27 protein-coding genes and 1 riboswitch are annotated in these 25,651 nt (G+C 60.1%); of the genes, 14 read left to right on the top strand and 13 right to left on the bottom strand.

What is annotated here, in order from left to right:
• Positions 1-59: 59 nt before the first annotated feature.
• Both ACA060_RS24150 and ACA060_RS24145 read right to left on the bottom strand, forming a co-directional pair.
• Positions 60-275 carry a TIGR02450 family Trp-rich protein gene (locus tag ACA060_RS24150; protein ID WP_497313663.1) on the bottom strand — a complete coding sequence of 72 codons (216 nt, stop codon included), beginning with the start codon at positions 273-275 and terminating at the stop codon, positions 60-62.
• Positions 272-1,258: an NAD(P)/FAD-dependent oxidoreductase gene (locus tag ACA060_RS24145; protein ID WP_109634779.1), complete on the bottom strand. Its 987-nt coding sequence runs from the start codon at positions 1,256-1,258 to the stop codon at positions 272-274. Before ACA060_RS24145 ends, ACA060_RS24150 begins: the two co-directional genes overlap by 4 nt.
• Before the next feature lie 196 nt (positions 1,259-1,454).
• Between ACA060_RS24145 and ACA060_RS24140 the strand changes: the two genes are divergently transcribed.
• The gene (locus tag ACA060_RS24140; RefSeq protein ID WP_497313661.1) at positions 1,455-2,357 is read left to right on the top strand and encodes a TIGR01777 family oxidoreductase; all 903 of its coding nucleotides are present in this window, start codon (positions 1,455-1,457) and stop codon (positions 2,355-2,357) included.
• A gap of 13 nt (positions 2,358-2,370) precedes the next feature.
• On the top strand, positions 2,371-3,396 hold the full coding sequence (gene hemH / locus ACA060_RS24135; protein WP_497313660.1) for a ferrochelatase: 1,026 nt from the start codon (positions 2,371-2,373) through the stop codon (positions 3,394-3,396).
• Positions 3,397-3,550: 154 nt separating this feature from the next.
• Here the strand turns inward: hemH and ACA060_RS24130 are convergent, their stop codons facing one another.
• Positions 3,551-4,825, bottom strand: coding sequence for a uracil-xanthine permease family protein (locus ACA060_RS24130; protein ID WP_109634774.1), 1,275 nt, complete (start codon positions 4,823-4,825; stop codon positions 3,551-3,553).
• 2 nt (positions 4,826-4,827) lie between these two features.
• On the bottom strand, positions 4,828-5,466 hold the full coding sequence (gene upp / locus ACA060_RS24125) for a uracil phosphoribosyltransferase (RefSeq protein WP_010458234.1): 639 nt from the start codon (positions 5,464-5,466) through the stop codon (positions 4,828-4,830).
• A gap of 165 nt (positions 5,467-5,631) precedes the next feature.
• On the opposite strand from upp, the gene ACA060_RS24120 reads away from it, so the two are divergent.
• Together ACA060_RS24120 and ACA060_RS24115 are read left to right on the top strand one after the other, a co-directional pair.
• Positions 5,632-6,189 carry a hypoxanthine-guanine phosphoribosyltransferase gene (locus ACA060_RS24120; protein WP_109634772.1) on the top strand — a complete coding sequence of 186 codons (558 nt, stop codon included), beginning with the start codon at positions 5,632-5,634 and terminating at the stop codon, positions 6,187-6,189.
• Positions 6,190-6,193: 4 nt separating this feature from the next.
• A complete protein-coding gene (locus ACA060_RS24115; protein ID WP_497313658.1) occupies positions 6,194-6,667 on the top strand; it encodes a WbuC family cupin fold metalloprotein in 474 nt (157 codons plus the stop codon).
• Positions 6,668-6,676: 9 nt separating this feature from the next.
• Here the strand turns inward: ACA060_RS24115 and dauA are convergent, their stop codons facing one another.
• A complete protein-coding gene (gene dauA / locus ACA060_RS24110; RefSeq protein ID WP_497313656.1) occupies positions 6,677-8,398 on the bottom strand; it encodes a C4-dicarboxylic acid transporter DauA in 1,722 nt (573 codons plus the stop codon).
• Between the two features lie 151 nt (positions 8,399-8,549).
• On the opposite strand from dauA, the gene ACA060_RS24105 reads away from it, so the two are divergent.
• Together ACA060_RS24105 and ACA060_RS24100 are read left to right on the top strand one after the other, a co-directional pair.
• Positions 8,550-9,035, top strand: coding sequence for a hypothetical protein (locus tag ACA060_RS24105; RefSeq protein WP_109634767.1), 486 nt, complete (start codon positions 8,550-8,552; stop codon positions 9,033-9,035).
• A 63-nt stretch (positions 9,036-9,098) separates the two neighbouring features.
• Positions 9,099-9,386 carry a PA4642 family protein gene (locus ACA060_RS24100; protein ID WP_497313654.1) on the top strand — a complete coding sequence of 96 codons (288 nt, stop codon included), beginning with the start codon at positions 9,099-9,101 and terminating at the stop codon, positions 9,384-9,386.
• 239 nt (positions 9,387-9,625) lie between these two features.
• Here the strand turns inward: ACA060_RS24100 and mqo are convergent, their stop codons facing one another.
• Positions 9,626-11,134, bottom strand: a complete 1,509-nt coding sequence (gene mqo, locus ACA060_RS24095) for a malate dehydrogenase (quinone) (RefSeq protein ID WP_497313652.1) — start codon at positions 11,132-11,134, stop codon at positions 9,626-9,628.
• Positions 11,135-11,871: 737 nt separating this feature from the next.
• Positions 11,872-12,105, bottom strand: a complete 234-nt coding sequence (locus tag ACA060_RS24090; RefSeq protein ID WP_010458219.1) for a hypothetical protein — start codon at positions 12,103-12,105, stop codon at positions 11,872-11,874.
• 205 nt (positions 12,106-12,310) lie between these two features.
• Here ACA060_RS24090 and ACA060_RS24085 point away from each other — a divergent pair, with 205 nt between their 5' ends.
• A complete protein-coding gene (locus ACA060_RS24085; RefSeq protein WP_109634763.1) occupies positions 12,311-12,895 on the top strand; it encodes a YajG family lipoprotein in 585 nt (194 codons plus the stop codon).
• Positions 12,896-13,086: 191 nt separating this feature from the next.
• Here the strand turns inward: ACA060_RS24085 and ACA060_RS24080 are convergent, their stop codons facing one another.
• Entirely contained in the window at positions 13,087-13,293 is a 207-nt protein-coding gene (locus tag ACA060_RS24080; protein ID WP_018929592.1) for a hypothetical protein, read from the bottom strand.
• 192 nt (positions 13,294-13,485) lie between these two features.
• Here ACA060_RS24080 and ACA060_RS24075 point away from each other — a divergent pair, with 192 nt between their 5' ends.
• The gene (locus tag ACA060_RS24075) at positions 13,486-13,764 is read left to right on the top strand and encodes a hypothetical protein (protein ID WP_497313649.1); all 279 of its coding nucleotides are present in this window, start codon (positions 13,486-13,488) and stop codon (positions 13,762-13,764) included.
• 224 nt (positions 13,765-13,988) lie between these two features.
• Here the strand turns inward: ACA060_RS24075 and ACA060_RS24070 are convergent, their stop codons facing one another.
• Positions 13,989-15,155 (bottom strand): 1-acyl-sn-glycerol-3-phosphate acyltransferase, encoded by a 1,167-nt coding sequence (locus ACA060_RS24070; protein WP_109634759.1) that lies wholly within the window; start codon positions 15,153-15,155, stop codon positions 13,989-13,991.
• 139 nt (positions 15,156-15,294) lie between these two features.
• On the opposite strand from ACA060_RS24070, the gene ACA060_RS24065 reads away from it, so the two are divergent.
• Genes ACA060_RS24065 through ACA060_RS24055 form a run of 3 tightly spaced genes read left to right on the top strand, consistent with a single transcriptional unit; the run spans position 15,295 to position 16,406 of the window.
• Entirely contained in the window at positions 15,295-15,477 is a 183-nt protein-coding gene (locus ACA060_RS24065) for a CPXCG motif-containing cysteine-rich protein (RefSeq protein WP_109634758.1), read from the top strand.
• 9 nt (positions 15,478-15,486) lie between these two features.
• Complete coding sequence (locus ACA060_RS24060; RefSeq protein ID WP_497313647.1) at positions 15,487-15,747, top strand: putative signal transducing protein; 261 nt, start codon at positions 15,487-15,489, stop codon at positions 15,745-15,747.
• 35 nt (positions 15,748-15,782) lie between these two features.
• A complete protein-coding gene (locus tag ACA060_RS24055) occupies positions 15,783-16,406 on the top strand; it encodes an SOS response-associated peptidase (RefSeq protein WP_046048287.1) in 624 nt (207 codons plus the stop codon).
• A gap of 126 nt (positions 16,407-16,532) precedes the next feature.
• Here ACA060_RS24055 and ACA060_RS24050 read toward each other — a convergent pair whose 3' ends face one another.
• Positions 16,533-18,674 (bottom strand): methyl-accepting chemotaxis protein, encoded by a 2,142-nt coding sequence (locus tag ACA060_RS24050; protein ID WP_497313645.1) that lies wholly within the window; start codon positions 18,672-18,674, stop codon positions 16,533-16,535.
• A 269-nt stretch (positions 18,675-18,943) separates the two neighbouring features.
• Here ACA060_RS24050 and ACA060_RS24045 point away from each other — a divergent pair, with 269 nt between their 5' ends.
• Positions 18,944-19,762: a M48 family metallopeptidase gene (locus tag ACA060_RS24045; RefSeq protein ID WP_497313643.1), complete on the top strand. Its 819-nt coding sequence runs from the start codon at positions 18,944-18,946 to the stop codon at positions 19,760-19,762.
• A 149-nt stretch (positions 19,763-19,911) separates the two neighbouring features.
• Here the strand turns inward: ACA060_RS24045 and ACA060_RS24040 are convergent, their stop codons facing one another.
• The 3 genes from ACA060_RS24040 to ACA060_RS24030 all read right to left on the bottom strand — a co-directional run bounded on the left by ACA060_RS24040 (position 19,912) and on the right by ACA060_RS24030 (position 22,748).
• Positions 19,912-20,496, bottom strand: coding sequence for a TMEM165/GDT1 family protein (locus ACA060_RS24040; RefSeq protein WP_497313641.1), 585 nt, complete (start codon positions 20,494-20,496; stop codon positions 19,912-19,914).
• Positions 20,497-20,585: 89 nt separating this feature from the next.
• Positions 20,586-20,710, bottom strand: a riboswitch (yybP-ykoY riboswitch).
• A 40-nt stretch (positions 20,711-20,750) separates the two neighbouring features.
• Positions 20,751-21,749: a methyltransferase gene (locus tag ACA060_RS24035; protein ID WP_109634748.1), complete on the bottom strand. Its 999-nt coding sequence runs from the start codon at positions 21,747-21,749 to the stop codon at positions 20,751-20,753.
• Between the two features lie 33 nt (positions 21,750-21,782).
• The gene (locus tag ACA060_RS24030; RefSeq protein WP_497313639.1) at positions 21,783-22,748 is read right to left on the bottom strand and encodes a 2-hydroxyacid dehydrogenase; all 966 of its coding nucleotides are present in this window, start codon (positions 22,746-22,748) and stop codon (positions 21,783-21,785) included.
• A gap of 286 nt (positions 22,749-23,034) precedes the next feature.
• Here ACA060_RS24030 and ACA060_RS24025 point away from each other — a divergent pair, with 286 nt between their 5' ends.
• Positions 23,035-23,664 (top strand): LysE family translocator, encoded by a 630-nt coding sequence (locus ACA060_RS24025; protein WP_109634745.1) that lies wholly within the window; start codon positions 23,035-23,037, stop codon positions 23,662-23,664.
• A 151-nt stretch (positions 23,665-23,815) separates the two neighbouring features.
• Positions 23,816-25,498 carry a fatty acid--CoA ligase gene (locus ACA060_RS24020; protein WP_497313637.1) on the top strand — a complete coding sequence of 561 codons (1,683 nt, stop codon included), beginning with the start codon at positions 23,816-23,818 and terminating at the stop codon, positions 25,496-25,498.
• The last annotated feature ends 153 nt before the right edge of the window (positions 25,499-25,651 follow it).

The following is a 25,651-nucleotide window of genomic DNA, read 5'->3' as shown; positions in this document are numbered from 1 at the left end:
GAAGAGACATGGGAGGCTGGCACACCGCATTCGCGAGCAAGCCCGCTCCCACACTGGATCTACTTCCAGCCCAGGATCCAGCCGTCGCTATCTTTCAAAGTCTGCCATGCGAGACGCTCACTGCGCTGGGTCAGCACCGCCTGCAACTCAATGTCCAGCACCATACCTTCCTCATCGCGGAACAGCGCGGTCACCAGAAAATGTTTTTCGCGGTTTTGCGGGTGGGCTGCTGTCCATTTCGACAGCAGCAATTTACTCGGATTAATGCGATTCACTGCAAGTGCTCATGCAACCGCCGCGCAGCTTCCTGACCACTGAGCCAAGCGCCTTCTACACGCCCGGACAAGCACCAGTCGCCACACACATACAGGCCCAGATCGGCATCGGCCAGGGCGCCCCATTCGTGACTGCTGGCGGGACGCGCGTAGAGCCAGCGGTGCGCCAGGCTGAAGGTCGGAGCGGGCATGGCGCTGTGCAGCAGCTCGGCAAATGCGCCATGCAGTTGCTCGATCACCGCTTCCTTGGGCAGGTCGATATGTTGCCGGCTCCAGGCGCTGGTCGCATGCAGCACCCAGGTGTCGAGGGTGTTGTCGCGTCCGGGTTTGCTGCGGTTGCGCGCGAGCCAGTCGAGCGGGCTGTCCTGCACGAAGCAACCTTCCATGGGCGTATCCAGCGGTGTATCGAACGCCAGCGCTACGGCCCAGGTCGGCTCCATTTTTACCCCGGCGGCGGCCCCGGCGAGTTTCGGCGCGGAGGCCAGCAGTGCAGTGGCTTGAGGCGCCGGTGTGGCGATCACCACATGACTGAACGGACCATGGGTGAAGCCTTCGGCGTCTTGCAGATGCCAGTGTTCTTCACCGCGATACACCTCGGTGATCCGGCAGGCGAAATGCACTTCCAGATCGCCGAGCAGGCCGCGCGTGATGGCGCTCATGCGGGGCGTGCCGACCCAGCGCGTCTGTTCGTCCGGTGACAGATTGAGCTGGCCGCCGTGAAAGGTGTAGAGCTGCGGCGCCCATTCGGCGACCCATCCGTTGGATTGCCAACGCTGGACCTCGGTGACGAAGCGCCGGTCGCGGGCAGTGAAATACTGGGCACCCATGTCCAGAGCTCCCGCATCACTGCGCTTGCTCGACATGCGTCCGCCACTGCCGCGGCTTTTATCGAAAAGTTGAACGACATGCCCTGTATCTGTCAGGGCTTGCGCGGCTGAGAGCCCGGCGATGCCGGTGCCGATGATTGCGATAGGTACAGTCATAGGGGCCTCGTTTACCTTTCTGTACAGACTACGCCGTGGTTTAAACCTGTACAATATTGTTTTTCGGTATAACTTTTAGCGTTCTCGATCTGACAGCTTGGCCTATTGTTAAACACAGACACTGCCCGATATCAAAGATCCCTGCTTATAAAAATAGACTAGTGATCAGGGTAAAACGCCACGCGAGGAAGAAGTCATGCACATATTGCTGACCGGCGGTACTGGTTTGATAGGACGTCAACTCTGCCGACACTGGTTGAGCCAGGGACATCGCCTGACCGTCTTGAGTCGCACGCCCGAAAAAGTCGCAAAAATCTGCGGCGCCCAGGTTCGCGGCGTCGCGTTGTTCGAAGACCTCGGGCAAGAACCGGTAGACGCGATTATCAACCTGGCGGGCGCACCCATTGCCGACCGGCCATGGACGTCCCGGCGCAAAGCCTTGCTCTGGAGCAGTCGCATCACCCTGACCGAAACCTTGCTGGCCTGGCTCGAGACCCGCGAGCAGAAACCGCAGGTATTGATCTCGGGTTCCGCCATTGGCTGGTATGGCGACAGTGGTGAGCGGGAGTTGACGGAAGCCTCTCCGCCGTCCATCGATGATTTCGCCAGTCAGTTATGCATTGCCTGGGAAGAAACCGCTCAGCGCGCCGAGGCCTTGGGTATTCGAGTGGTGCTGATTCGAACCGGTTTGGTGTTGTCCGCCGAGGGCGGCTTTTTGTCGCGGCTGTTGCTGCCGTTCAAACTGGGACTGGGCGGGCCTCTGGGCAGTGGTCGGCAGTGGATGCCGTGGATTCATATCAACGATCAAATCGCCTTGATTGATTTTCTTCTGCATCGCAACGACGCCAGCGGTCCCTATAATGCCTGCGCGCCTAAACCGGTGCGCAACAGCGAGTTCGCCAAGACATTGGGCAGCGTGCTGCACCGCCCGGCGTTCATGCCGATGCCGGCCCTGGCCCTGAAAGTGTGCCTGGGCGAGTTGTCCCTGCTGTTGCTGGGTGGTCAGAAGGCCGTACCGGTGCGCTTGCTGGAAGCGGGTTTCACTTTCCAGTTCACTGATTTGCGCGCGGCCCTGGACGACCTGTCCAGCCGCCTTTGAAATAGGACGTTGAATGACCGATCACGCATTGCTTCTGGTTAACCTGGGTTCACCTGCCTCCACCTCGGTGGCGGATGTGCGCAGCTACCTCAATCAATTTCTGATGGACCCGTATGTGATCGACCTGCCATGGCCGGTGCGACGCTTGCTGGTGTCGCTGATCCTGATCAAGCGTCCAGAGCAATCGGCCCACGCCTACGCGTCAATCTGGTGGAAGGAGGGCTCACCGCTGGTGGTGCTCAGCCGTCGTCTGCAACAGGCAATGACTGCCCAATGGACCCACGGGCCGGTTGAGCTGGCAATGCGTTACGGCGAGCCGTCGATTGAGTCGAAACTGGTTGAGCTGGCGGCCCAGGGCCACAAAAGAATCACCCTCGCGCCGCTTTATCCACAGTTCGCCGACAGCACCGTGACCACCGTGATCGAGGAAGCCAAGCGGGTAGTGCGCGAGAAGCAGCTCGATGTGCAGTTCTCGATTCTCCAGCCGTTCTACGATCAGCCGGAATACCTTGATGCGTTGGTGGCCAGCGCCAAGCCTTATTTGCAGCAGGATTACGATCACCTGCTGCTGAGTTTCCACGGTTTGCCGGAGCGGCATCTGACCAAGATCGACCCTACCGGTCACCATTGTTTCAAAGGCGATAATTGCTGCCTGAACGCTTCGCCAGAAGTATTGGCGACCTGTTACCGAGCCCAATGCCTGCGCACTGCCTCCGAGTTTGCTAAACGGCTGGACCTGCCGGACGGCACATGGTCGGTGTCGTTTCAGTCGCGCCTGGGCCGGGCGAAATGGATCGAACCCTACACTGAGGCGCGCCTGGATGAATTGGCGGGGATGGGCGTGAAGAAAGTCCTGGTCATGTGCCCGGCGTTCGTGGCCGATTGCATCGAGACGCTTGAGGAAATCGGTGATCGCGGCAACGAATTGTTCCGCGAGGCGGGGGGAGAGGAGTTGGTGCTGGTGCCGTGCCTCAACGATGATCCGCAGTGGGCGCGGGCGTTGAGTGCCTTGTGTGAACGAGCGCCGTTGGCGTTGTAAGAACACGAACTGTGGCGAGGGAGCTTACTCCCGCTGGGTCGCGAAGCGGCCCCAAAACTCTCGCAGTCGACGAAGATTTTGTGAGTGCTGCGCACTCAAGCGGGACGGTGCGGCGATCCGACAAGCTCCCTCGCCACGGGTGTCGCGTCAACCTTTAGAGCAACGGCTCATCCGCCTTCTTGTGCTTCCAGCTGTCATTGCCCGGCAGCAGCAGATTCAGCCCGATCGCCACGACCGCGCACAACGCGATGCCTTTGAGGCCGAAGTCGTCGGGGCCGGTGCCAGTGCCGACCAGCACACCGCCAATCCCGAACACCAGCGTCACCGACACAATCACCAGATTGCGCGCTTCACCCAGGTCGATCTTGTGGCGAATCAGCGTGTTCATCCCTACCGCGGCAATCGATCCAAACAACAGGCACAGAATCCCGCCCATCACCGGCACCGGAATGCTTTGCAGCAACGCGCCGAACTTGCCGACGAACGCCAGGCTGATGGCAAAGATCGCCGCCCAGGTCATGATTTTCGGGTTGTAGTTCTTGGTCAGCATCACCGCGCCCGTCACTTCGGCGTAGGTGGTGTTGGGCGGGCCGCCGAACAGACCGGCCGCAGTGGTGGCAATGCCATCGCCGAGCAGGGTGCGGTGCAGGCCGGGCTTCTTCAGGTAGTCGCGACCGGTCACGCTGCCGACGGCAATCACCCCGCCGATATGCTCGATGGCCGGCGCCAGCGCTACCGGAACGATGAACAGAATCGCCTGCCAGTTGAACTCCGGCGCGGTGAATTGCGGAATCGCAAACCACGGTGCGGCGGCAATCTTCGCGGTATCAACGACGCCGAAATAGAACGCCATGGCAAACCCGACCAGCACGCCGGAAATGATTGGCACCAGGCGGAAGATGCCTTTACCGAACACCGCGACGATCAGGGTGGTGAGCAGCGCCGGCATCGAGATCAGCATGGCGGTCTGGTAATGAATCAGCTCGGTGCCGTCACCAGCCTTGCCCATCGCCATGTTGGCGGCAATCGGCGCCATGGCCAGGCCGATGGAGATGATCACCGGACCAATCACCACCGGTGGCAGTAGACGGTCGATAAACCCAGTACCTTTGATCTTCACGGCAAGGCCGAGGAAGGTGTAGACGAAGCCCGCCGCCATCACGCCGCCCATGGTCGCCGCGAGGCCGAACTGGCCCTTGGCGAGAATGATCGGGGTGATGAAGGCAAAGCTCGACGCGAGGAACACCGGCACCTGACGCCCGGTGACGATCTGGAACAGGATCGTTCCCAGACCTGCGGTAAACAGCGCCACGTTCGGGTCGAGGCCGGTAATCAGCGGCATCAACACCAGGGCGCCGAAGGCCACGAACAGCATCTGTGCGCCAGACAGTACCGTGCGCCAGAGCGGATCGTTGAACTCTTGCTGCATGCTCAAGCGTCCTTCTGCTTGGTACCGAAGATCTTGTCACCGGCATCGCCCAGGCCTGGGATGATGTAACCGTGTTCGTTGAGTTTTTCGTCAATGGAGGCGGTGTAGATCATCACGTCCGGGTGCGCTTTGCCTACAGCGGCAATGCCTTCCGGCGCGGCAACCAGCACCATGGCGCGGATATCGCGGCAACCGGCCTTTTTCAGCAGGTCGATGGTCGCGACCATGGAGCTGCCGGTGGCGAGCATCGGGTCGATGATCATTGCCAGGCGCTCGTTGATTTCCGGAACCAGTTTTTCCAGGTAGGTGTGAGCCTGCAGGGTTTGTTCGTTGCGGGCCACGCCGACGGCGCTGACTTTGGCGCCCGGGATCAAGCTCAGCACGCCTTCGAGCATGCCGATACCGGCGCGCAGGATCGGCACCACGGTGATCTTCTTGCCGGCGATTTTCTCCACCGACACGGTGCCGCACCAGCCTTCGATGTCGTAGGTTTCCAGCGGCAGGTCTTTGGTAGCTTCATAGGTCAGCAACGCACCGACTTCCTGAGCGAGCTCACGGAAATTCTTCGTGCTGATGTCGGCGCGGCGCATAAGGCCGAGTTTGTGACGGATCAGCGGATGGCGGATCTCGAGGATGGGCATGGGAAAGGCTCCGGCGGCGGGCAAAAAAACCGGCCTAGATTAATCTATCCGAGGGTGTTGTCCTATAGACATAGAGTACGTTAGTCCACAAACGCTTGATCTGGCCGTGCGGGATGCGTACCTTTGCCCGCTTTTCCCGAATCCTGCCACCCCCTGGAGAGCGCCATGTCCGCTGATCTCGAGCATATCCGTCAAATCATGCGAGAGGCTGACTGCCTGTACACCGAAGCTGAAGTCGAGGCGGCCATCGCCCGCGTCGGTGCACACATCAACGAACAACTGGCTGACACTAACCCGGTGGTGTTCTGCGTGATGAACGGCGGTCTGATTTTCGCCGGCAAGCTGCTCACCCATCTGCAATTCCCGCTGGAAGCGTCCTACCTGCACGCCACCCGTTATCGCAACGAAACCAGCGGCGGCGACCTGTTCTGGAAAGCCAAGCCGGAAGTCTCGTTCATCGACCGTGACGTGCTGATCATTGACGACATCCTCGACGAAGGTCACACCCTGGGCGCGATCATCGACTTCTGCAAACACGCCGGCGCGCGCAAAGTGCACACCGCTGTGCTGATCGACAAGGACCACGACCGCAAGGCTCGCCCGGACCTGAAAGCCGATTTCGTCGGCCTGCCGTGTATCGACCGCTACATCTTCGGTTACGGCATGGACTACAAAGGCTACTGGCGGAACGCCAACGGGATTTTTGCTGTTAAAGGAATGTAAGAACATGACCGTGCCCAGCTTTCTTGATCAAACCCTGTTCACCGAATTGGCCGAGAAAGCGGCGGCGAATCCTCGCGGGCGTCAGCATCACAACTTCCATCAGATGGAAGAGCCGTGCCATCGCATGGCCGTGGGTTTGCAGCCGAGTACCTACATTCCTCCTCATCGGCATCTGAGCGATGACAAGGCGGAAACGCTGCTGGTGCTGCGGGGGCTTCTCGGTCTGTTGATTTTTGATGAATCCGGAGGCGTGATCCACACGCGGGTTCTGCAGGCCGGTGGCGAATCGGTGGGTGTCGATCTTCCTCCCGGCGTGTTCCATGGCTTGGTCGTGCTGGAAGCCGACAGCGTGATGTTCGAGTGCAAAGCCGGGCCTTATCGCCCGGTCGGTGAGGGTGAGCTTGCTCCGTGGGCGCCACGTGAAGGCGAGCCGGGTGTGGCCGAGTATCAGGCGTGGATGCGCGCGCAGTTTGATTGAGCCGTGCGCTCAATTTTCCCCGGCCAGCCAGCGTTCGCTTTTGCGACGAGCCTGTTCCAGGTTGTTCACGTAGGCCAACTGACGCTGTTCCCGATGGATGCCCGCGCGCCTGAGCTTCAGGCGCACCCTTGGAGTAGTCGCCACCAGAATCAGGCCGATGCCGTCCGTGCGGTAATCCCTCAGGATATTGTCGAAGGCCGCCAGCGCCGTCATGTCCAGCATCGGCACGGCGCTCATCTCGACGATCACCACTTTGACCTCCGGACTGAATTTGCGTAGCACTCCCAAGGCTTTTTCAGCTGCGCCGAAGAACAGCGGCCCGCGTATCGCATAGCAACGAACATGTTCCGGCATGTCCTGCAAGGCTTGATGGAAGGCGCGGGGTAGTTCAGCGGTGTCGGTGAGATCGCTCATGCGTTTGATAAACAACCCGGCGGCCAGCAGCAGGCCGACGGCGACGGCCATCACCATGTCGAACAATACCGTCAGGCTCAGGCAGGTCAGCAAGACCAGCACATCGCTGCGAGGTGCGATGCGCAAGGTATGCAGCACGTGCCGGGCCTCGCTCATGTTCCACGCCACCATGATCAGCAATGCTGCCAGTGCAGCCATCGGCAAGTAGCTGAAAAGCGGTGCGAGGACGAGTATTGCCATCAGCACCACTGCGCTATGAATAATGGCGGCCAGTGGCGAAAAGGCTCCGCTGCGCACGTTGGTGGCACTTCGGGCAATGGCCGCCGTGGCGGTAATGCCGCCGAACAACGGTGCGATCAGGTTGCCCAGGCCCTGGCCCAGCAGTTCTGCGTTGGGATCGTGTTTGCTGCCGGTCATGCCATCCGCCACCACCGCACACAGCAAGGATTCGATGGCGCCGAGCATGGCGATGGCGAACGCCGGCGCCATTAATTGACGGATCAAGTCATACGACAGGTGCAGAGGTTGGCCGTCGGGACCGGGCAGATTCCACGGCCAATCAAAGCTTGGCAGAAACGGCGGAATGCCGGGATGGCTGACGCCCTCGACCATGTAGCTGAAACGCTCACCCAATGTCGCCACCGCCAGCCCACCGTGCTCCAGCGCCAACCCCAGGAACGCGCCGATGGTAAGCGCTACCAGATGCCCCGGAATCCTCGGCACCCACCGTGGCCAGACAATCAGAACGGCCAGGCAGGTGAGGCCGATGATCCCGTCCCCTAGCCGGGCGCTGGGCAATGCCAGAATCAAAACGCCCAGCTGTTCGATGTAGTGTTCTGCCTGGCCGGCGGTGTTCAGGCCCAGCAAATCCTTCAATTGCAGGGTGGCAATGACAATGCCGATCCCGGCGGTAAAGCCCAGGGTGACCGGGTACGGAATGTACTGAATCAACCGCCCGGCTCGAATCAGCCCCAGGGCAATGAGGATGACGCCGGCAAGCATGGTGCAAAGCAGCAGGCCGCCCAGGCCATATTGTTGGGTGATGGGCAGCAGAATGACTACGAACGCGGCGGTCGGCCCACTGACATTGAAACGCGACCCGCCTGTCAGGGCGATCAGGGGCGCGGCGATCAGTACCGTATACAACCCTTGCTGGGGCGGTACACCTACGGCAATCGCCAGGGCCATGGCCAACGGGATGGCGATAATCCCTACCGTTACCCCGGCACTGATGTCGCCGCGTAAGCGCCTGAGGGTGTAGCCGGCGCGCCAGGTCTGACGCCAGGCCGCGAACAACGGGGGGACGGAGAACGTCATGAACACTCCCTAGAAGACGATGAACTGTTGAACGACGGCTGAAAGCTCGTCCAGCATCGCCAGCCTCGTACTGCGAAGTATTGACCTATATCGCCAATTCGCGCGGTTGATCCTCATGCTAGAGTGCTTGGCCTCGCCTTCGGAGCCCGTCATGAGCCTTTTGATCCGCAGCTGCGCCGCCCTGTTGCTGACCCTAAGCCTGCCTCTGGCGGCCGCCCCGGCGCCGATGCACGCGCAGTTTCTGCCGCCGGATGACCTGACCCTGCGTGACGCTGAACCTGAACAGCAGCAACTGTTGCAGGTCACCGAGTATTCGGTGGTGGTCGGCAGCCAGCGTCAGTCCAATCAGCAGCCGATTCCTGTGACTTCCCCCTTGCTGATCCGCCTCAAGGGCAAGTCCTTGAACAAGGGAGCGACCATCAACCAGGTGCTGGTCAATTTCGACGGCGAAAGTAAAAGCCTGAAAAAGCCGATCTACGACGAAAAAAGCAAAACCCTGACGCTGTTTTACCCGATGGCGCAGTACCGGGTGGTGATCGATTTGTTGCGTAATGACACGGTGTATTGCCAGTTCCTCAGCTACGCCAACGGCCATGTCTGGGCAGATCTGCACACCGGGGCTGTTCGTCCGCGTTGAGCCTTTTGCCCGGGCAGGGGTAAACTGCCCGCCCCGTGAAATGTCTGCGAGCTGGAGTCGGCAATGCGTAAAGATAAGAAACAAGTGATTGGTGACGAGATCGGCGATGAGCAGATCAAGTTGTTTCTCGATTTCGAACCGGTCGACGCCACTTCGCCGTCCCTGCACAAACTGATCAAGGCCTACCGTGGCCTGCGCATCGATGACTTCGAGCGTTTTCTGACGTTCTTCGTTGAAGCTGGCCTGGACCTGGATGGCAAGGATGAGCAGGGCAATGACTTCGTTGCCCTGATCAAGGACCAGCGCAATGCGGCCGAGTACATCGAGTTGATCGCCAAGGCGCGCGGCTGATCCCGGATACACCGGAATCTGTGGCGAGGGGATTTATCCCCGTTGGGCTGCGCAGCAGTCGCAAATCTTTTGAATGCTGTTTGCCAGACACACCATGCAAGCAGTTTTTGGGGCCGCTTCGCAGCCCAACGGGGATAAATCCCCTCGCCACAGAATAAAGTCAGCCAGCAATATGATTTCAGGCCCATAAAAAAACGCCCCGCTCTCACTGAGAACGGGGCGTTTTTTATGCGGCCGAATCAAGCGTAGCTTTCGGTCTCGTTACTGGCTTCAACAAGTTCCAGTGCGACGTTGTTGTGCGCATTGATCTTGCGATACAGCGCAGCGTCGGTTTCCAGAACCTTTTCCCGGGCCGGGAAGATTTCCGCCAGTTTGGCAGCCCATTCACCGGACGCCTTGTTCGGGAAGCATTTTTCGATCAGCTCAAGCATGATCGAAACAGTCACCGAAGCGCCTGGGGAGGCGCCGAGCAGGGCGGCCAGGGAACCGTCCTTGGCCGCGACCAGTTCGGTACCGAACTGCAGAACGCCGCCCTTTTTCGGGTCTTTCTTGATGATCTGCACCCGTTGGCCGGCCACTTCCAGGCGCCAGTCTTCGGCTTTCGCTTCCGGGTAGAAACGACGCAGGGATTCCAGGCGCTGCTCCATCGACTGCATCACTTCGCTGACCAGGTACTTGGTCAGGTCCATGTTGTTTTTCGCCACGGCCAGCATCGGGCCGATGTTGCCGGCGCGAACCGACATCGGCAGGTCCATGAAGGAGCCATGCTTGAGGAACTTGGTGGTGAAACCGGCGTAAGGCCCGAACAGCAGGGACTTCTTGCCATCGACCACGCGGGTGTCCAGGTGCGGCACGGACATCGGTGGCGAGCCCACGGCGGCCTGGCTATACACCTTGGCCTGGTGGTGCTTGACCACTTCCGGGTTATCGCAACGCAGCCACTGGCCGCTGATCGGGAAGCCGCCGAAGCCTTTGCTTTCTTCGATGCCCGAGGCTTGCAGCAACGGCAATGCCGCACCGCCCGCGCCGAGGAAGACGAACTTCGCATCGACTTCACGGGAGTTGCCGCTGTTGACGTCCTTGATGCTGACGGTCCAGCCACCGTTGTTGCGCTTCAGGCCGGTCACGCGCTTGCAGTACTTGACCTGGGCATCGGGTGCGCTGGTCAGGTGCTTGAGCAATTGGTTGGTAAGTGCGCCGAAGTTGACGTCGGTGCCGTTCATCACACGGGTGGCGGAGACGACTTCGTCAGCCGGACGACCGGGCATCATCAATGGCATCCACTCCGCCATTTTTGCCTTGTCTTCGGTGTATTCCATGTCGGAGAAAGCGTGGTGCTTGCTCAGCACCTTGAAGCGTTCCTTGAGGAAGGACACACCGCTTTCACCTTGCACGAAGCTCAGGTGTGGCACTGGGCTGATAAAAGACTTGCACGAACCGAAGGTGACTTTTTTGGTCAGGTACGACCAGAACTGCTTCGACACTTCAAACTGAGTGTTGATGTGCACGGCTTTCTTGATGTCGACGGTGCCGTCGGCGGCCTGCGGCGTGTAATTGAGCTCACACAGCCCGGCGTGACCGGTACCGGCGTTGTTCCACGGGTTCGAACTCTCCGCGGCACCGGAATCCATCAGCTCGACGACTTCCAGCTTGATCGCGGGGTCGAGCTCTTTGAGCAGTACGGCAAGGGTGGCACTCATGATGCCGGCCCCAACCAGTACTACGTCGACTGCTTCGTTATGCGCCATTTAACGCGTCTCCAAAATCTGCAGCACCAAATTGTCGGCATGGCTGCCAGGCGTTCCGGGGCGAGTCAGTGATGCCCCTGGTACTCATGGCAGTATCGCCATGTCCGAATCTTCGCAATTTATCGCAACTTCGACGGACGCTACCGGCCGGGTCAATGAGGTCTATGAACTCATTTCAACGCGCGACTGGCAATTCGACTTATGGTCGAGACATCCGTTTGTGCAACCAAATCCGTAGCGGACAGGCTTCAGGCGCCGGTGTTCGAGGAATACTCGGTCCTGTGTCGTTGGGCTGTTCCAGACGCTAATGGTGCATATTCAGACGCAAAACTATTCATTTGCTCGCCACACTCTTGTGAAGTTGTGAAAACCCGTTTTTTTCACGCTCTTTTGAAGACGTGAACCTCAAAAAAGGGCTGCCCCAGCCTGGCACCGTGCCCGGATGGATTGCCGCCATGGGGTGCATGACAGGCAAAACGGGCAAACAGCTCAGTGACCGAGCGTAATGACAGCTCTGCAGATTCGCGAAAAGTGGGGGTTTTGCTCAAGGAACAGCAAGCGCGCCAGCTTCACTCGATCTGTGTGGGCGGCTCTCTGTGGGCGGTGCGGGGTGCCAATACCGAAGCATTGACGATGCTGCGAGGCCCGATCAGGAGACGTCCTTATAATCGGGGGGAGATTGTATCTAAGAAACGCGGGGAAATGGACGTGTTTAATGACTTTTATTAGGCGTCTGGTCAGGTGGTCAACAGATGTTGCACCCGTGCACGTGGCCGACGCTGGCTGACACGGGCGCTAGGCGGCAGCGGATGGTGCAGCCAGTTGAGGCGGATTTCTTCGATTTCGACCCAGCCATCGCCCATCGGCTGGAGGCTGCACTGCTTGAACGCCTGGCAGTGACCGTTGCGGTCGAGCAGGGCAAAGCTGCGGTGCAGCGGGCGTGGTGCGAACAGCGAGATGAGATAACGCATGGCGAAGTACCTTGTGGGTGACCTGTAGTGAAGGTTGCCAGCAAGCCGTGACGTGCAAGTGTATGGGCGATGACAGATCTGTGACAGGAACCGGTTTCCCACGGGTTTGTCAGACATTTCAGTATTCACTGTGAGGTGCTAGTTACCCGCAGTGGCCCACCGCTATACTGCGGGCCTGTTTGTGCCTGATTCTGGAGAGAAGAGCATGTTGCAACGCCTGTTGTTCGGTTTGATCACTGTGACCAGTTTGACCCTCGTCGGCTGCGCCCACAGCCCGCAACAACTGAACCCTGAACCCAAGCTGACGACTCAGCTGGCGCCGGTCGGCCGTGGTCAGCCGGTGGTGGTGCGTGTGGTGGACGGTCGTCCGTCGCCGACCCTGGGCACTCGTGGAGGCCTGTACCCTGAGACCAGCGCGATCACCGTGCAGGGCGCGCAGATTCTGCCGAAGTTGCAGGCTCAGGCCGAGGCGGCCGTGCGGTTGCTGGGCTTTACCCCGACGTCGAATGCGCTGAATGCTCCGCAGTTGACGGTGACGCTGGCCGAACTGAAGTATCAGTCGCCCAAAGAAGGCATGTACGTGACCGAGGCGACTATTGGCGCGACGTTCCGCTCTGATGTGCAGAACGCCAACCGTCGCTACAGCGGTCGTTACGGTGCGTCCCTGGATCAGCGTTTTGGTATGGCGCCGAATCAGGAAACCAACACCAAGCTGGTCAGTGATGTATTGAGCGATGCGTTGACGCGTCTGTTCAAGGACCCGACGATTGGTCAGATTCTCAGCGAATAACGTTCGCGAGATGCAAAAAAGCCCGGTGCCAGCAATGGCCCCGGGCTTTTTCATGGCTGCTGACTACTCAGGCATACATCGAACAATTGTGGGAGCGAGCCTGCTCGCGATGACGGAGTGTCAGGCAACTTGATGTTGAACCTTAAATCCCCATCGCGAGCAGGCTCGCTCCCACAAGGGATCATCGGTGATCAGGCAGCTTGCGAATAAAAATCCAGCACACTCACGCCCGTCAGCAAATCCGTCTCCGGCAAATCCGCATGTTGATGCCCACCCAACGCGCAATAAACCAGCCAGTGGCGGTCCTGAACGTTAAAGGCGAGGCTTCCTACTAGGGTTTGTTGTTCGTCGCTCTGGGCGATGAGGTAGAGGCGGTCCTGGTTTTCGGCGTGCAGCATGACGGTTTCCGTGTCGGTTTCGAGGGCCGCCAGACTGGCCTATACAGATGACGGCGCCGTGACACAGGGCAGCATTTGGTCAGATGCTTCGTTATTTGTCGGAAAGGCGGCGCAGGTGGGCGGGCTTTCGGTAGAATCCGCGCCGCGATCGTCGGTTCGGCGTTTGCCACACCTGTTCTGCCGAGGTCCGTGATGTCGTTGCATTTGATTTCGCTGTTCACCCACCATCCCGCTAAGTTGATCAACCTGCTTGCGCTGCTGTTGGCGTTCCCGGGCGGTTGGCTGCTGCATGCCACTCGCCGCCGTGAACAACGCGCCATGGCGAGCCTTGTCGCCCAGCGCCAGAGCCGCCCGAACGAAGAGCCCACCCTGGATTGGGCGACCTTGCGCATGAACCGGTTCTTCTACCGCTTCGGTTTCGCCTGCCTGGGGCTGGCGCTGCTGGTGTCGTGGATCAGCACCCGGTTCTGAATCTCTTGCGCAGACCCCTGTGGTGAGGGAGCTGCTGTGGTGAAGAGACTGCCGTGTTGAGGGGACTCTGTGGCGAGGGGATTTATCCCCGTTCGGCTGCGCAGCAGTCGTAAATCGGCGCCCACGGTCTGTCTGAAAACTGTGATTGCAGGTGTTGGGGCTGCTGCGCAGCCCAACGGGGATAAATCCCCTCGCCACAGGGCGCCGTTGTTGTATCCGGGCAATTACAGCGGTAAGCCAGCCTTGACCCGGTACTGATTCCGCACCGGTGTCGCATATTGCAGCACCAGATACGGACGATGCTCCTCGGGACAAGCCTCCAGGCGACGTTGCCATTCTTCCTGGGCCTTGGCCAGTTCGTCCGCCGCAAACACCTCGGCAGCCTTCGGCACCTGCAGTTGCGGATCGGCGTCTTTCCACTGCGCGTAAGCCAGGTAGTGCACCGGGAACAACCGGTAGCCGCCGAGGATCTGCCGGTCCATTTCGATCGCCAATTGCTTGGTATCGTCGAACAGTTCGGTGATCGGCGCAGCGAAGTTAACGTGCACCCGGCCCTTGTAGCCGGTGATGCCCTTGGCGATGCTGACGTCGTCTTCGCCCGGCACTTTGGTGTAGCTGCCGGTGGTGGCGCGGATGAACAGCTCGCGGGCCTTGGCCTGGTCGCACGGGTCGTATTCGTAGCTGATCGACACCGGACTCACGTTCAGCGAGCGGATGACTTCGCCGAACGGCTCGTCCTTGCGGCTCATGTGGAACATTTTCAGGATCGCCGACTCGGTGCGGTCGTCGCCGTCCTTGGCCCGGCCTTCGGCCTGGGCGATCCAGATGGAGGCGCAATCGTTGCGGATCGAGTGGTTGATGTAGGCCGACAGCAGCTGGTACGCCGCCATTTTCTCGCGACGCCCGGTGATCGAGCGGTGCACGATGAAGCTCTTGTTCAGGCGCATCAGATCGCTGACGAAAGGCTTTTGCAGCAAGTTGTCGCCGATCGCGATGCGCGGGGTCGGCAGGCCGGCGTGGTACACGGCGTAGTTGACGAAGGCCGGGTCCATCACGATGTCGCGGTGGTTGGCGATGAACAGGTAGGCGCTGCCGGACTTGAACTGCTCGACGCCGGTGTACGTTACACCGTCCGTGGCTCGCTCGATGGTGTGGTCGACATACATCTCGACTTTATCCTGCAGCGTGGCCACCGACGTGACGCCGGCGAACTCACGGCGCAGCCGATGAGCTATAAGAGGTTTGAGCGCCCAGCCGAAAGCACCGGCAAAGCGCGGGAAGCGGAAGTGGATGAGGATATCTAGAAACGCCTTGTCGCCGAGCAGTCGGTCCAGCACCGCTGGGACTTCGCTGTCGTCGTAAGGTCGGATGGCATCGAATTCGCCCATCATGCTCTCTTGTTAGAAACGGCTAGGGTAAGTAAAGGTTTTGATCGAAAACCAACGGGGCACGGTCTGAAAAGTTAGCCAGACAAAAATAGCCCTGCAAATAGACCGGCGATTATACGCACAAGTCACCTGGGAGACCGCGATGCTGGAAACTGCGCTGTATGAATGTCCGTATTGTGGTGAGGAGGTTGAGACGGCGGTGGACCTGTCCGGTGGCGATCAGACCTATATCGAGGACTGTCAGGTGTGCTGTCGGCCGATAACGTTTGTGTTGCAGGTGGAAGGAGAGGAATGGCATCTCGAAGTGTTCAGTGAAAACGAGTAAGGGGCGTCTATGCAGCGAATCTACGAGCCGGAAAACCTGATGGAAGGGGAGTTGCTGCAAGGCATGCTGGCCAGCGAGGGCATCGAGGCGCATCTGGCGGGCCGCGATTTGATCGGCGGGGCCGGTGAATTGCCGATTTATGGCCTGCTGGGTTTGTCGGTGGACAACGACCAGGCCGAATACGCCCGGGAGCTGATCACCGCGTACAATGCCGCGCTGCCACTGCCCTGTGATGAGCCGGACAGTTTTCCCGGCACGCTGGTCTGTTAGGCTGGCGTTCGTTTTATTGAGAGTCGTGTTGCCCCATGTGTGGACGTTATGCCCTGTTTCGCTGGAACCCCGCCTTCGCGGCCCTGCCTGGCTTCCCCGCCGATCAGCAGGCCCAGTGGAATATTTCCCCCAACGATTCGGTGCTGATGCTGCGTGCCGGTGTCGACGGCCAGCGTGAGTTGGCCCGAGCGCGTTGGGGTTTGACGCCGCCGTGGCTGACTGACCTTTCCCGCACCCCGGCCCATGCCCGGGCCGAAACCGTCGCTGAACAACCGATGTTTCGCCAGGCTTTGCGCGAGCGCCGTTGCCTCCTGCCGGCCAACGGTTTTTACGAATGGCGCGGCACCACCCGCAAGCGGCCGTATTGGCTAACGCCGGGGGAGGGCTCTACTTTATTTTTCGCGGCAATCTGGGAAGCGTATCCGGTGCAGGAGCAGGTGTGGCTGAGCACGGCCGTGATCACCCAACCAGCCGCGAGTCAGCGTCGGCCGTTGATTCTCGACGCGGCGGGGCAAGAGGCCTGGCTCAATCCCGAAACGCCATTGCATGCCTTGCAGGCGTTGCTCGCCAGTGAGCCCGCAGCGTTGCGCGAGCGGGTGTTGGCGAATCTGGTGAATGATCCGAAGTTGAATGGGCCGGAGTGTCTTACCCCCGGCTGATGGGGTGTCTCTGCTGGCCCCATCGCTAGCAGGCTAGCTCCCACATTGGATCTGTGCTGTACACAAATTGTGTGTTCACTGAAGATCAACTGTGGGAGCTAGCCTGCTAGCGATGGGGCCTTTGGATCAAACCTTGAACTGATTGATCAACCGCCGCTGCTGCTCAGCCAGTTTGGTCAGGTCCGCACTCGCCGCACTCGATTCATCCGCCCCGCCCGCCACTTCATTGGCCACTTGCCCGATGTTGATCACGTTACGGTTGATGTCATCGGCCACCGCGCTCTGCTCCTCGGCCGCACTGGCAATCTGCGTGTTCATGTCGTTGATGACCGACACCGCCTGAGTAATCGTCTCCAAGGCCTCGGCCGCTTTCGCCGCATGTTGCACGCTTTCGTCAGTGCGGTTCTGGCTGTCCTCCATCACCCGTACCACATCGCGGGTGCCTTGTTGCAGTTGCTGGATCATGGTCTGGATTTCTTCCGTGGCCTTCTGGGTTTTCTGCGCCAGGTTGCGCACTTCATCGGCCACCACCGCAAAACCACGGCCCTGTTCGCCCGCGCGGGCGGCTTCGATGGCCGCGTTCAAGGCCAGCAGATTGGTTTGTTCGGCGATCCCGCGAATGGCGGTCAGGATCGCGTTGATGTTCTCGCTGTCCTTGGCCAGGGTTTGCACCACGCCGACAGCCTTGCCGATTTCCACGGCCAACACGCCAATCGAGTTCGACGTATCACGAACAATCTGCATGCCCTGGGCCGCGGCCTGATCGGCATGGCTGGCGGCTTGCGCCGCCTGGGTCGCGTTGCGCGCCACGTCCTGGGCGGTGGCGGTCATTTCATGCACCGCCGTGGCCACTTGATCGATCTCGGCCATTTGTTTCTGCACACCGATGTTGGTGCGGATGGCGATGTCGGCGGTGTGTTCCGACGAATCGCTGACACTCTGCACCGAGGTCACGACCTGGGTGATCATTGCCTGCAACTTGGCCAGGAACGTGTTGAAGCCTTTGGCGATCGAGCCCAGTTCGTCGGCGCGGTCGCTGGTCAGGCGGCGCGTCAGGTCGCCTTCGCCTTTGGCGATATCGTCGAGCATCGCCACCATTTGCTTGAGTGGGCGGGCAATGCCATGGCCCACCAACCAGATCACCAGCAAGCCGATACCGGCGATCAACAAACCGACCATGGCCATGCCGAAGGTGTCGGATTTGCGTTGAACGTCCAGATCACCCTGCAGCTTTTGCAGGCCGGCCATCACTGCGTTCAACGGCAACTGCAGCATCAAGGTCCAGCGTGCATCGGTCTGGCCGATACCGAACGGCAAGTACAGCTCGATCCGACCCTGGGCCTTGTCGACGGTGTAAGTCACTTCGCCGCGCTTGAGGTTGGCCATGTTGGCGATCTGCTTGCTGTCGAGAATGTCGCTGACCTTCTCGCCGAATTTGCTCGGGTCCTTGGTGTAGGCCACGATCCGGCCATTACCGCCGATCAGCGCCATTTCCCCTGCGCCGCTGTACAGTTTCTGATTCGCGCCCAGCAACATTTCCTGGATGAAGTTCACCGACAAGTCGGCGCCGACGATGCCCTGAAAGGTGCCGTTGAGCATGATCGGTTCAATAAAGGAGGCGAGCATGACGATTTTGTCGCCGACCTTGTAAGGCGCCGGATCGATCACGCAGGACTTTTTGGTTTCTTTCGAGCACAGGTAGTACTCGCTGGCGCGGACCCCGGTGGACAGGGTTTTCTGGTCGTCGACGTCCACCAGTTTGTCCAGGCCCAGAGTGCCGTCCTCGTTGCGGAACCACCACGGCAGGAAGCGCCCGTTGCTGGCATCGATGCCGACCACTTTGGTGTCGACATAGGCCGCGTCGTTGTGGTCGAGGGCGTCTTTTTCCCAGCCGATATAAGTGCCGAGAATTTTCGGGTTCCTGGCCACGTTTTCCTTGATCAGGCTGATCAACTGTTCACGGCTCAGGCTCAGCTGCGGCTGACCATCGGCGCCCGGTGTGCCGATCAACGCGTTGACCCGCACCAGGCCGCCTGCGATCAGCAGCGGTGCTTCGAGCTCACGCTGGATCTGGCTGACCTGGGTTTGCGCCAGGGAGGTCAGGCGCTGCTCGATGACTTGCTCGAATTGCGCCTGGGTCCGCTCCTGGACCATGTCTTGCGTCCGGGCGCCGGAAAACAGTGCGTACAGCACCAGCGCGGCGACTACGCTAAGAACGATGGCGCCGGCGAGGGCGGCCACGGAAAACTGGATCGACTTGAATTTCATGGGTGCTCCGCACGCAAGAGGACGTCTGCGGTGGTGTATCGGCAGGCGCCCGGAGGGCCATGAGCGGGGTCGGGCGAAATGGCTGTTTTGGAGTGTTGGATGTCGCAAATGAATCATTGCGGGCCGTTGTCGGCCGTGGCCGGCGTCGGTATGTGAATTTTTTCCTACGGTCATGAGAGTTTTGACTGAAATAGACGTCTACTCATCTGCGTAACTGGCGTCGATACATTCCCGCCCAGGATACGCGCCATGTTTCCAGGGAGTTTTTGATGAACAAGACATTGGTTGTGTGTGCGCTGAGCGCAGGTTTGTTGCTTGCCGGTTGTCAGTCGGTCAACACCACCAGCGGCGGTGCCGTGGGTGTTGAGCGTAAGCAGTACATGTTCAGCATGTTGTCCACCGACGAAGTCAACCAGATGTACGCTCAGTCTTATCAAAAGACGGTCGGTGAGGCGAACACCAAAGGTGTGCTGGACAAGACCAGCAACGACGCCAGACGCGTGCAGGGGATCGCTGACCGGCTGATTGCCCAGGCGCCGGTTTTCCGTCCGGATTCGGCCCAGTGGAAATGGGAAGTCAACCTGATCAAGAGCGACGAGCTCAACGCCAACTGCGGGCCTGGCGGCAAGATCATTTTCTACACGGGGCTGATCGACAAACTGCAACTCACCGACGATGAAATCGCCGCGATCATGGGCCATGAAATCGCCCATGCCCTGCGCGAACATGGTCGTGAAGCGATGTCCAAGGCCTACGGCGTCGAGATGGCCAAGCAGGGTGCTGGCGCGTTGCTCGGTCTGGGTCAGGACAGCCTGGCCCTGGCGGACACCGTGGCGAAATACGGTATGACCTTGCCCAACAGCCGTGGCAATGAAAACGAGGCGGACCTGATCGGCCTCGAACTGGCGGCCCGCGCCGGTTACAACCCGAATGCCGCGATCACGTTGTGGAACAAGATGAGCAAAGCCTCGGAAGGCGCGCCACCGGAGTTCTTGAGCACGCACCCGGCTTCGACCAGTCGTATTGCTTCGTTGCAGGCAGCGATTCCCAAGGTGATGCCGTTGTACGAGAAAGCGCCGAAGTCCTGATAGCCAGGCGTTGATGCCACTGACGCTTTCGCGGGCAAGCCACGCTCCCACAGGTTTTGTGTCGTACACAAATTATGTAATCGACCAAAAACCTGTGGGAGCGTGGCTTGCCCGCGAAGAACTATAACGCGGTCTATCGACCTACCGCGTCAAACCCACCCGCTGCTCTGCATTGCCTTGTACACCGCCACAATCGCCAGGATAAGGAACGCCGCCGCCGCCAGGCGACGGATCAGGGTGAGCGGCAATTTGTCTGCCGCAAAGTTACCCGCCAACACCACCGGCACGTTGGCAATCAACATCCCGGCGGTGGTACCGATGATCACCAGCCACAGTTCCGGGTATTGCGCGGCGAGCATCACGGTAGCGACTTGAGTCTTGTCGCCCATTTCGGCCAGAAAGAACGCGATCAGCGTAGTCAGGAATGGCCCGAACTTGCGGGCGGTGCTGGCTTCATCGTCATCCATTTTGTCCGGCACCAGGGTCCACAGCGCGGTCGCGGCGAAGCTCGCGGCCAGGATCCAGTGCAACACCGCGTCCGAGAAGAAACTCCCGAACCAGGCGCCTACCGCGCCGGCCGCCGCATGGTTGGCCAGGGTCGCGGCGACGATGCCGGCGATGATCGGCCAGGGTTTGCGAAAGCGGGCAGCGAGAATGAGCGCGAGCAGTTGCGTCTTGTCGCCGATTTCGGCCAAGGCAACGATTGCGGTGGGAACGAGCAAAGAGTCCAGCATCAGGGATTTTCCTAAGGGGCGGGTCGACACGGCTATGACACGTACAGCCTTCCCGCCCCGGGTAAGGTGTTCGTGTCATAGGTCTTGTCAAACCCTGCGATCCGTCTGATGCGGACGCTTGGGTCGCATACGCCATGGTCTGTTGACCAAGTATGTTGACGTATGCCGGACGAGCATGGCGCTCGTGGGAGACTACTCCCCTAGGACGGAGCGGATTCTGCCTAGGCGAAACCCGTTAGGCAAGCACTTATTTTTCAGCCTCGTTTGGCCCGATAAATTCTGAAACCTTGTCCCTCGGCCTTGATCGCACACACGCCCAAGTGCTCTTCGATCAGCGGTTGATACTTCAGGAAGCTGTTGGCGACCAAACGCAGTTCGCCGCCGTTTTTCAGATGTTTGGCTGCTTTTCGCAGCAAGTTCTCGGTGGCGAAGTAATCGGTATGAACGCCGACATGGAACGGCGGATTGCTCAGAATGGCACTCAAACCCATCGGTGCCGCATCAATGCCGTCACCGGTAATCACGTCCGCTTCCAGGCCATTGGCCGCCAGCGTCAAACGACTGCTGGCGGCAGCAAACGCGTCGACGTCGAGCAAGGTGACTTGATTGTGTGGATAACGACGTTTCACCGCAGCGCCCAACACACCCGCGCCGCAACCGAAGTCGAGCAGGTGGCCGCTTGGCAACTTGTCCAGATGCTCCAGCAGCAACGCGCTGCCCCGATCCAGCCGACCGTGGCTGAACACACCCGGCAGGCTGATGACTTTCAACGGACCTTCGGCCAGCGGCAATTCATAAGTCTGGGCCAGGCTTTCCAGCGACTTGGCTGCTGGCGCGTTGGCCACGGTGACCAGCCAGAGCTGGCAATGCCGCGCGCTGTCGAGCTTGCGTGGCTTGCCGAACGGGTTCAATTGCTTGGCCGCGCCTTCGATGCCGCTGCGTTTTTCACCCACCAGGTACAACTCGCGACCGGCCAGGCGCGAAGCGAGGGCGTTGAGGATGTAGTCGGTCAGGTCCTTGGACTTGGGCAAGAACACCACCGCCGTCTCGAACTCGCGCTCGGGTGCGTTCACGCCAAAATGGCTGCGCTCGGCAAAACGCGCATCCAGCGCCGCTTGATCGCCGGCATGCCAGCACCAGCCGTGGGCGTCGGGCAGACGGCCCAGCAAATCGTCGGCGGGCAAACCGGCCAGCAGCACCGAACCCTGAAATAACTCGGCCTGACGAAGCAGTACTTCACTGCGCGGATCCATAACTGCTCCTGTGAAAAAAAGTGCCGCAGTCTATCAACTGACGACCCGCAGCGCTTTACCGCTGAAAAATCCCTGTGCGTTTTCGGTCAACTGACCGACGATCCGCTGCCGTGCCTCACGACTTCCCCAGGCGTTGTGCGGCGTGACGATCAACCGTGGGATGTCATGGGCCAGCAGCGGATTGCCGGCAGTCGGTGGCTCGACGCTCAGCACATCAGTCGCCGCGCCGCCCAGATGACCGTTGCGCAAGGCATCGGCCAGTGCCTGTTCATCGATCAAGCCACCGCGCGCGGTGTTGACCACGAAAGCGCCGGGTTTCATCGAGGCCAATTCGCGGGCACCAATGAAGTGGCGAGTGTGTTCGTTGAGCGGGCAATGCAGGGTGAGGGCATCGATTTGCGGCAGCAGTTCTTCCAGCGGCAAGCGATCCGGCCGGGCAGGGCGCCCCGGAATCTGCCCCAGCAACACGCGCATACCGAACGCTTCGGCCAGCCGCGCAACCGCGCCACCCAGTTCGCCATGGCCGAGCAGGCCGAGGGTTTTGCCTTCCAGTTCGACGATCGGGTAATCCAGCAGGCAGAACTGTTTCGCCTGTTGCCAGCGACCTTCGCCGACGGCCTTCTGATAATCGGCCAGGCGCGTGGCCAGGTTGAGCAGCAACATGATCGTGTGCTGCGCCACCGATGGCGTGCCGTAACCCTGGCAGTTGCAGACCGTGATGCCGTGGGCGCGAGCGGCCGCGAGGTCGACATTGTTGGTGCCGGTGGCGGTGATCAGGATCAGCTTCAGTTCGGGGCTGGCGGCAATGGCGGCGGCATCGATCAGGATCTTGTTGCTGATGGCCACGGTGGCGCCCTTGAGGCGTTCGATCACCTGGTCCGGCGTGGTCTGTGCGAACAGCTGCAAATCGTCAAAGCAGGCGCGCAACGGGCTGAGGTCGAGATCGCCCAGGTCCAGGGACGGGTGGTCGAGGAAAACGGCGCGGCGAGAGTTCGTCATCAACTGTACCTTTTGTGCGGTGAACTGAAGGCGTAATCTGCCGAGCCTACCAGATGAAACAAATGGTTACCCAATAGCTGGATTGACACACAACCTGTGGCGAGGGAGCTTGCTCCCGCTGGGCTGCGTAGCAGCTCCAACCCATGTGGGCGTGGTTTGTCAGGAGTACCGCATCATCCTTTTTAACGACTGCTTCGCAGTCGAACGGGAGCAAGCTCCCTCGCCACAGAGATTGAGTTCGCTTCAGAATTGATCAATCAAACCGATCCGCCCCAAAGGAGCCCCCATGTACTGGACAGAGTTCTTGACCGTTGCCCTGATTCACTTGCTCGCCGTTGCCAGCCCCGGCCCGGATTTCGCCGTGGTGGTGCGTGAGAGCGTGACTCACGGTCGCCGCGCCGGGACCTGGACAGCGCTGGGGGTCGGCACAGCGATTTTCCTGCACGTCGGTTATTCGTTGCTCGGTATCGGCCTGATCGTGTCGCAGTCCATCGTGCTGTTCAACGCCTTGAAATGGGCGGCTGCCGCCTATTTGCTGTACATCGGCTACAAAGCCCTGCGCGCGCAGCCGGCCAAAGTAGTCGGCGACGATCTGCACAAAGAGGCCGGCGAGCGCACGCCTCGTGGTGCCTTCACCTCGGGTTTCGTGACTAATGGCCTGAACCCGAAAGCCACGCTGTTCTTCCTGTCGCTGTTCACCGTGGTGATCAACCCCCACACGCCGCTGGCGGTACAGGCTGGCTACGGGCTCTATCTCGCCGCGGCGACGGCCGTGTGGTTCTGCCTGGTGGCGCGGCTGTTCAGCCAGCAACGCGTGCGCGCCGGTTTCGCTCGCATGGGCCATTGGTTCGACCGGACCATGGGTGTGGTGCTGATCGCCATCGGCGTGAAACTCGCCTTCACCGAGATGCATTGATCGCGCAGAACGCTTTCCCGCAGATGCTGGCGCAAAGCTAGCATTTGTACGGCTCTGCAAATCATTCCTTTGGCTGATTTGGCCGGCGTATAAGGGTTCTAGAGTGGTTACCTCTAAAAGCCAACACCGTGCAGTCAGAAAAGGGATTCTTATGTTGCAGACTCGCGTTATCCCCCCAGCCGAAGGCGCTTACCAGTATCCGTTGCTGATCAAACGGCTGCTGCTGTCCGGCGCTCGTTACGAGAAAACCCGCGAGATCATTTACCGCGACCAGTTGCGCTACAGCTACCCGACCCTGATAGAGCGGGTCGCGCGGCTGGCCAACGTGCTCACGGAAGCTGGCGTCAAGGCCGGCGATACCGTGGCGGTGATGGACTGGGATAGCCATCGGTATCTGGAATGCATGTTCGCCATCCCGATGATCGGCGCGGTGATTCACACCATCAACGTGCGCCTGTCACCGGAACAGATCCTCTACACCATGAACCACGCCGAGGACCGCTTCGTGCTGGTCAACAGCGAGTTCGTCGGGCTGTACCAGGCGATTGCCGGGCACCTGACCACGGTCGAGAAAACCCTGCTGCTGACCGATCTGCCGGAAAAAACCGCCGACCTGCCGAATCTGGTGGGCGAATACGAGCAGTTACTGGCGGCTGCGAGCACGCAGTACGACTTCCAGGATTTCGACGAGAACTCGGTCGCGACCACGTTCTACACCACGGGCACCACCGGCAACCCTAAAGGCGTGTACTTCACCCATCGGCAACTGGTGCTGCACACCATGGGTGTGTCGACCATCATGGGCGCGATCGACAGCGTGCGCCTGCTGGGCACCAACGACGTGTACATGCCGATTACGCCGATGTTCCACGTGCATGCCTGGGGCTTGCCGTATGTGGCGACCATGCTCGGGCTCAAGCAGGTTTACCCCGGTCGTTACGACCCGGAATACCTGGTGGAGCTGTGGCGCAAGGAGAAGGTCACCTTTTCCCATTGCGTGCCGACCATCCTGCAGATGGTCCTCAATTCCAAGGCGGCTCAAGCCACCGATTTCGGCGGCTGGAAAATCGTCATCGGCGGCAGTGCGCTGAACCGTGCGTTGTATGACGCGGCCAAGGCCAAGGGCATTCAATTGACCGCCGCTTACGGCATGTCGGAAACCGGGCCATTGGTGTCCTGTGCCCACCTCAACGATGAGTTGATGGCCGGCACCGAAGACGAACGCACCACGTATCGCATCAAGGCCGGCGTGCCGGGGCCTTTGGTGGAGGCGGCGATCGTCGACACCGACGGCAACTTCCTGCCTGCCGATGGCGAGACTCAGGGCGAACTGGTGCTGCGTGCGCCGTGGCTTACCGAGGGTTACTTCAACGAGCCGCAGAAGGGCGCCGAGCTCTGGGCCGGGGGCTGGCTGCACACCGGCGACGTGGCGACGCTGGACAGCATGGGCGTGATCGACATCCGCGACCGGATCAAAGACGTGATCAAGACCGGCGGCGAGTGGATCTCCTCACTGGACCTTGAAGACCTGATCAGTCGCCACGTGGCGGTACGCGAAGTAGCAGTGGTGGGCATCGCCGATCCACAGTGGGGCGAGCGCCCGTTTGCGCTGCTGGTGATCCGCGAAGGGCATGAGATAGGGGCTAAGGAGCTCAAAGAACACCTCAAGCCATTCGTGGAACTGGGCCACCTGAGCAAGTGGGCGATCCCGAGCCAGATCGCCCTTGTTACTGAAATTCCCAAGACCAGTGTCGGCAAGCTCGACAAGAAGCGTATCCGCCTCGACATCACTGAATGGCAGGCCAACAACAGCACCTTCCTCTCGACGCTTTAAGCGCCTTCTGGCGTGCCTGAAAAGGCACGCCAGCCCCACCAAGCAAGCGCTTGGCTTGTGAAATCCGAATTTTCAGCCATCCTTGCCGTGCCGACATGTGTCGGACTGGCGAAAGGACTGTTCCAGAGTGGCCGGCAGCTGCAAATCACACTT

The organism is Pseudomonas sp. LBUM1671, assembly GCF_059695685.1.
This window is presented reverse-complemented; position numbering and strand designations above follow the sequence as displayed.

Excerpts from the sequence above, each read along its gene's own strand:
- ACA060_RS24075 (WP_497313649.1), top strand. The coding sequence starts at position 13,486 with ATGTCGTTGCATTTGATTTCGCTGTTCACCCACCATCCCGCTAAGTTG.
- ACA060_RS24120 (WP_109634772.1), top strand. The coding sequence starts at position 5,632 with ATGTCCGCTGATCTCGAGCATATCCGTCAAATCATGCGAGAGGCTGAC.
- upp (WP_010458234.1), bottom strand. The coding sequence starts at position 5,466 with ATGCCCATCCTCGAGATCCGCCATCCGCTGATCCGTCACAAACTCGGC.
- ACA060_RS24040 (WP_497313641.1), bottom strand. The coding sequence starts at position 20,496 with ATGCTGGACTCTTTGCTCGTTCCCACCGCAATCGTTGCCTTGGCCGAA.
- ACA060_RS24055 (WP_046048287.1), top strand. The coding sequence starts at position 15,783 with ATGTGTGGACGTTATGCCCTGTTTCGCTGGAACCCCGCCTTCGCGGCC.
- ACA060_RS24025 (WP_109634745.1), top strand. The coding sequence starts at position 23,035 with ATGTACTGGACAGAGTTCTTGACCGTTGCCCTGATTCACTTGCTCGCC.
- ACA060_RS24090 (WP_010458219.1), bottom strand. The coding sequence starts at position 12,105 with ATGCGTTATCTCATCTCGCTGTTCGCACCACGCCCGCTGCACCGCAGC.
- ACA060_RS24060 (WP_497313647.1), top strand. The coding sequence starts at position 15,487 with ATGCAGCGAATCTACGAGCCGGAAAACCTGATGGAAGGGGAGTTGCTG.
- ACA060_RS24085 (WP_109634763.1), top strand. The coding sequence starts at position 12,311 with ATGTTGCAACGCCTGTTGTTCGGTTTGATCACTGTGACCAGTTTGACC.
- ACA060_RS24070 (WP_109634759.1), bottom strand. The coding sequence starts at position 15,155 with ATGATGGGCGAATTCGATGCCATCCGACCTTACGACGACAGCGAAGTC.
- ACA060_RS24050 (WP_497313645.1), bottom strand. The coding sequence starts at position 18,674 with ATGAAATTCAAGTCGATCCAGTTTTCCGTGGCCGCCCTCGCCGGCGCC.
- ACA060_RS24130 (WP_109634774.1), bottom strand. The coding sequence starts at position 4,825 with ATGCAGCAAGAGTTCAACGATCCGCTCTGGCGCACGGTACTGTCTGGC.
- ACA060_RS24065 (WP_109634758.1), top strand. The coding sequence starts at position 15,295 with ATGCTGGAAACTGCGCTGTATGAATGTCCGTATTGTGGTGAGGAGGTT.
- ACA060_RS24035 (WP_109634748.1), bottom strand. The coding sequence starts at position 21,749 with ATGGATCCGCGCAGTGAAGTACTGCTTCGTCAGGCCGAGTTATTTCAG.
- ACA060_RS24020 (WP_497313637.1), top strand. The coding sequence starts at position 23,816 with ATGTTGCAGACTCGCGTTATCCCCCCAGCCGAAGGCGCTTACCAGTAT.
- dauA (WP_497313656.1), bottom strand. The coding sequence starts at position 8,398 with ATGACGTTCTCCGTCCCCCCGTTGTTCGCGGCCTGGCGTCAGACCTGG.
- hemH (WP_497313660.1), top strand. The coding sequence starts at position 2,371 with ATGACCGATCACGCATTGCTTCTGGTTAACCTGGGTTCACCTGCCTCC.
- ACA060_RS24140 (WP_497313661.1), top strand. The coding sequence starts at position 1,455 with ATGCACATATTGCTGACCGGCGGTACTGGTTTGATAGGACGTCAACTC.
- ACA060_RS24145 (WP_109634779.1), bottom strand. The coding sequence starts at position 1,258 with ATGACTGTACCTATCGCAATCATCGGCACCGGCATCGCCGGGCTCTCA.
- ACA060_RS24045 (WP_497313643.1), top strand. The coding sequence starts at position 18,944 with ATGAACAAGACATTGGTTGTGTGTGCGCTGAGCGCAGGTTTGTTGCTT.
- mqo (WP_497313652.1), bottom strand. The coding sequence starts at position 11,134 with ATGGCGCATAACGAAGCAGTCGACGTAGTACTGGTTGGGGCCGGCATC.
- ACA060_RS24105 (WP_109634767.1), top strand. The coding sequence starts at position 8,550 with ATGAGCCTTTTGATCCGCAGCTGCGCCGCCCTGTTGCTGACCCTAAGC.
- ACA060_RS24100 (WP_497313654.1), top strand. The coding sequence starts at position 9,099 with ATGCGTAAAGATAAGAAACAAGTGATTGGTGACGAGATCGGCGATGAG.
- ACA060_RS24030 (WP_497313639.1), bottom strand. The coding sequence starts at position 22,748 with ATGACGAACTCTCGCCGCGCCGTTTTCCTCGACCACCCGTCCCTGGAC.
- ACA060_RS24080 (WP_018929592.1), bottom strand. The coding sequence starts at position 13,293 with ATGCTGCACGCCGAAAACCAGGACCGCCTCTACCTCATCGCCCAGAGC.
- ACA060_RS24115 (WP_497313658.1), top strand. The coding sequence starts at position 6,194 with ATGACCGTGCCCAGCTTTCTTGATCAAACCCTGTTCACCGAATTGGCC.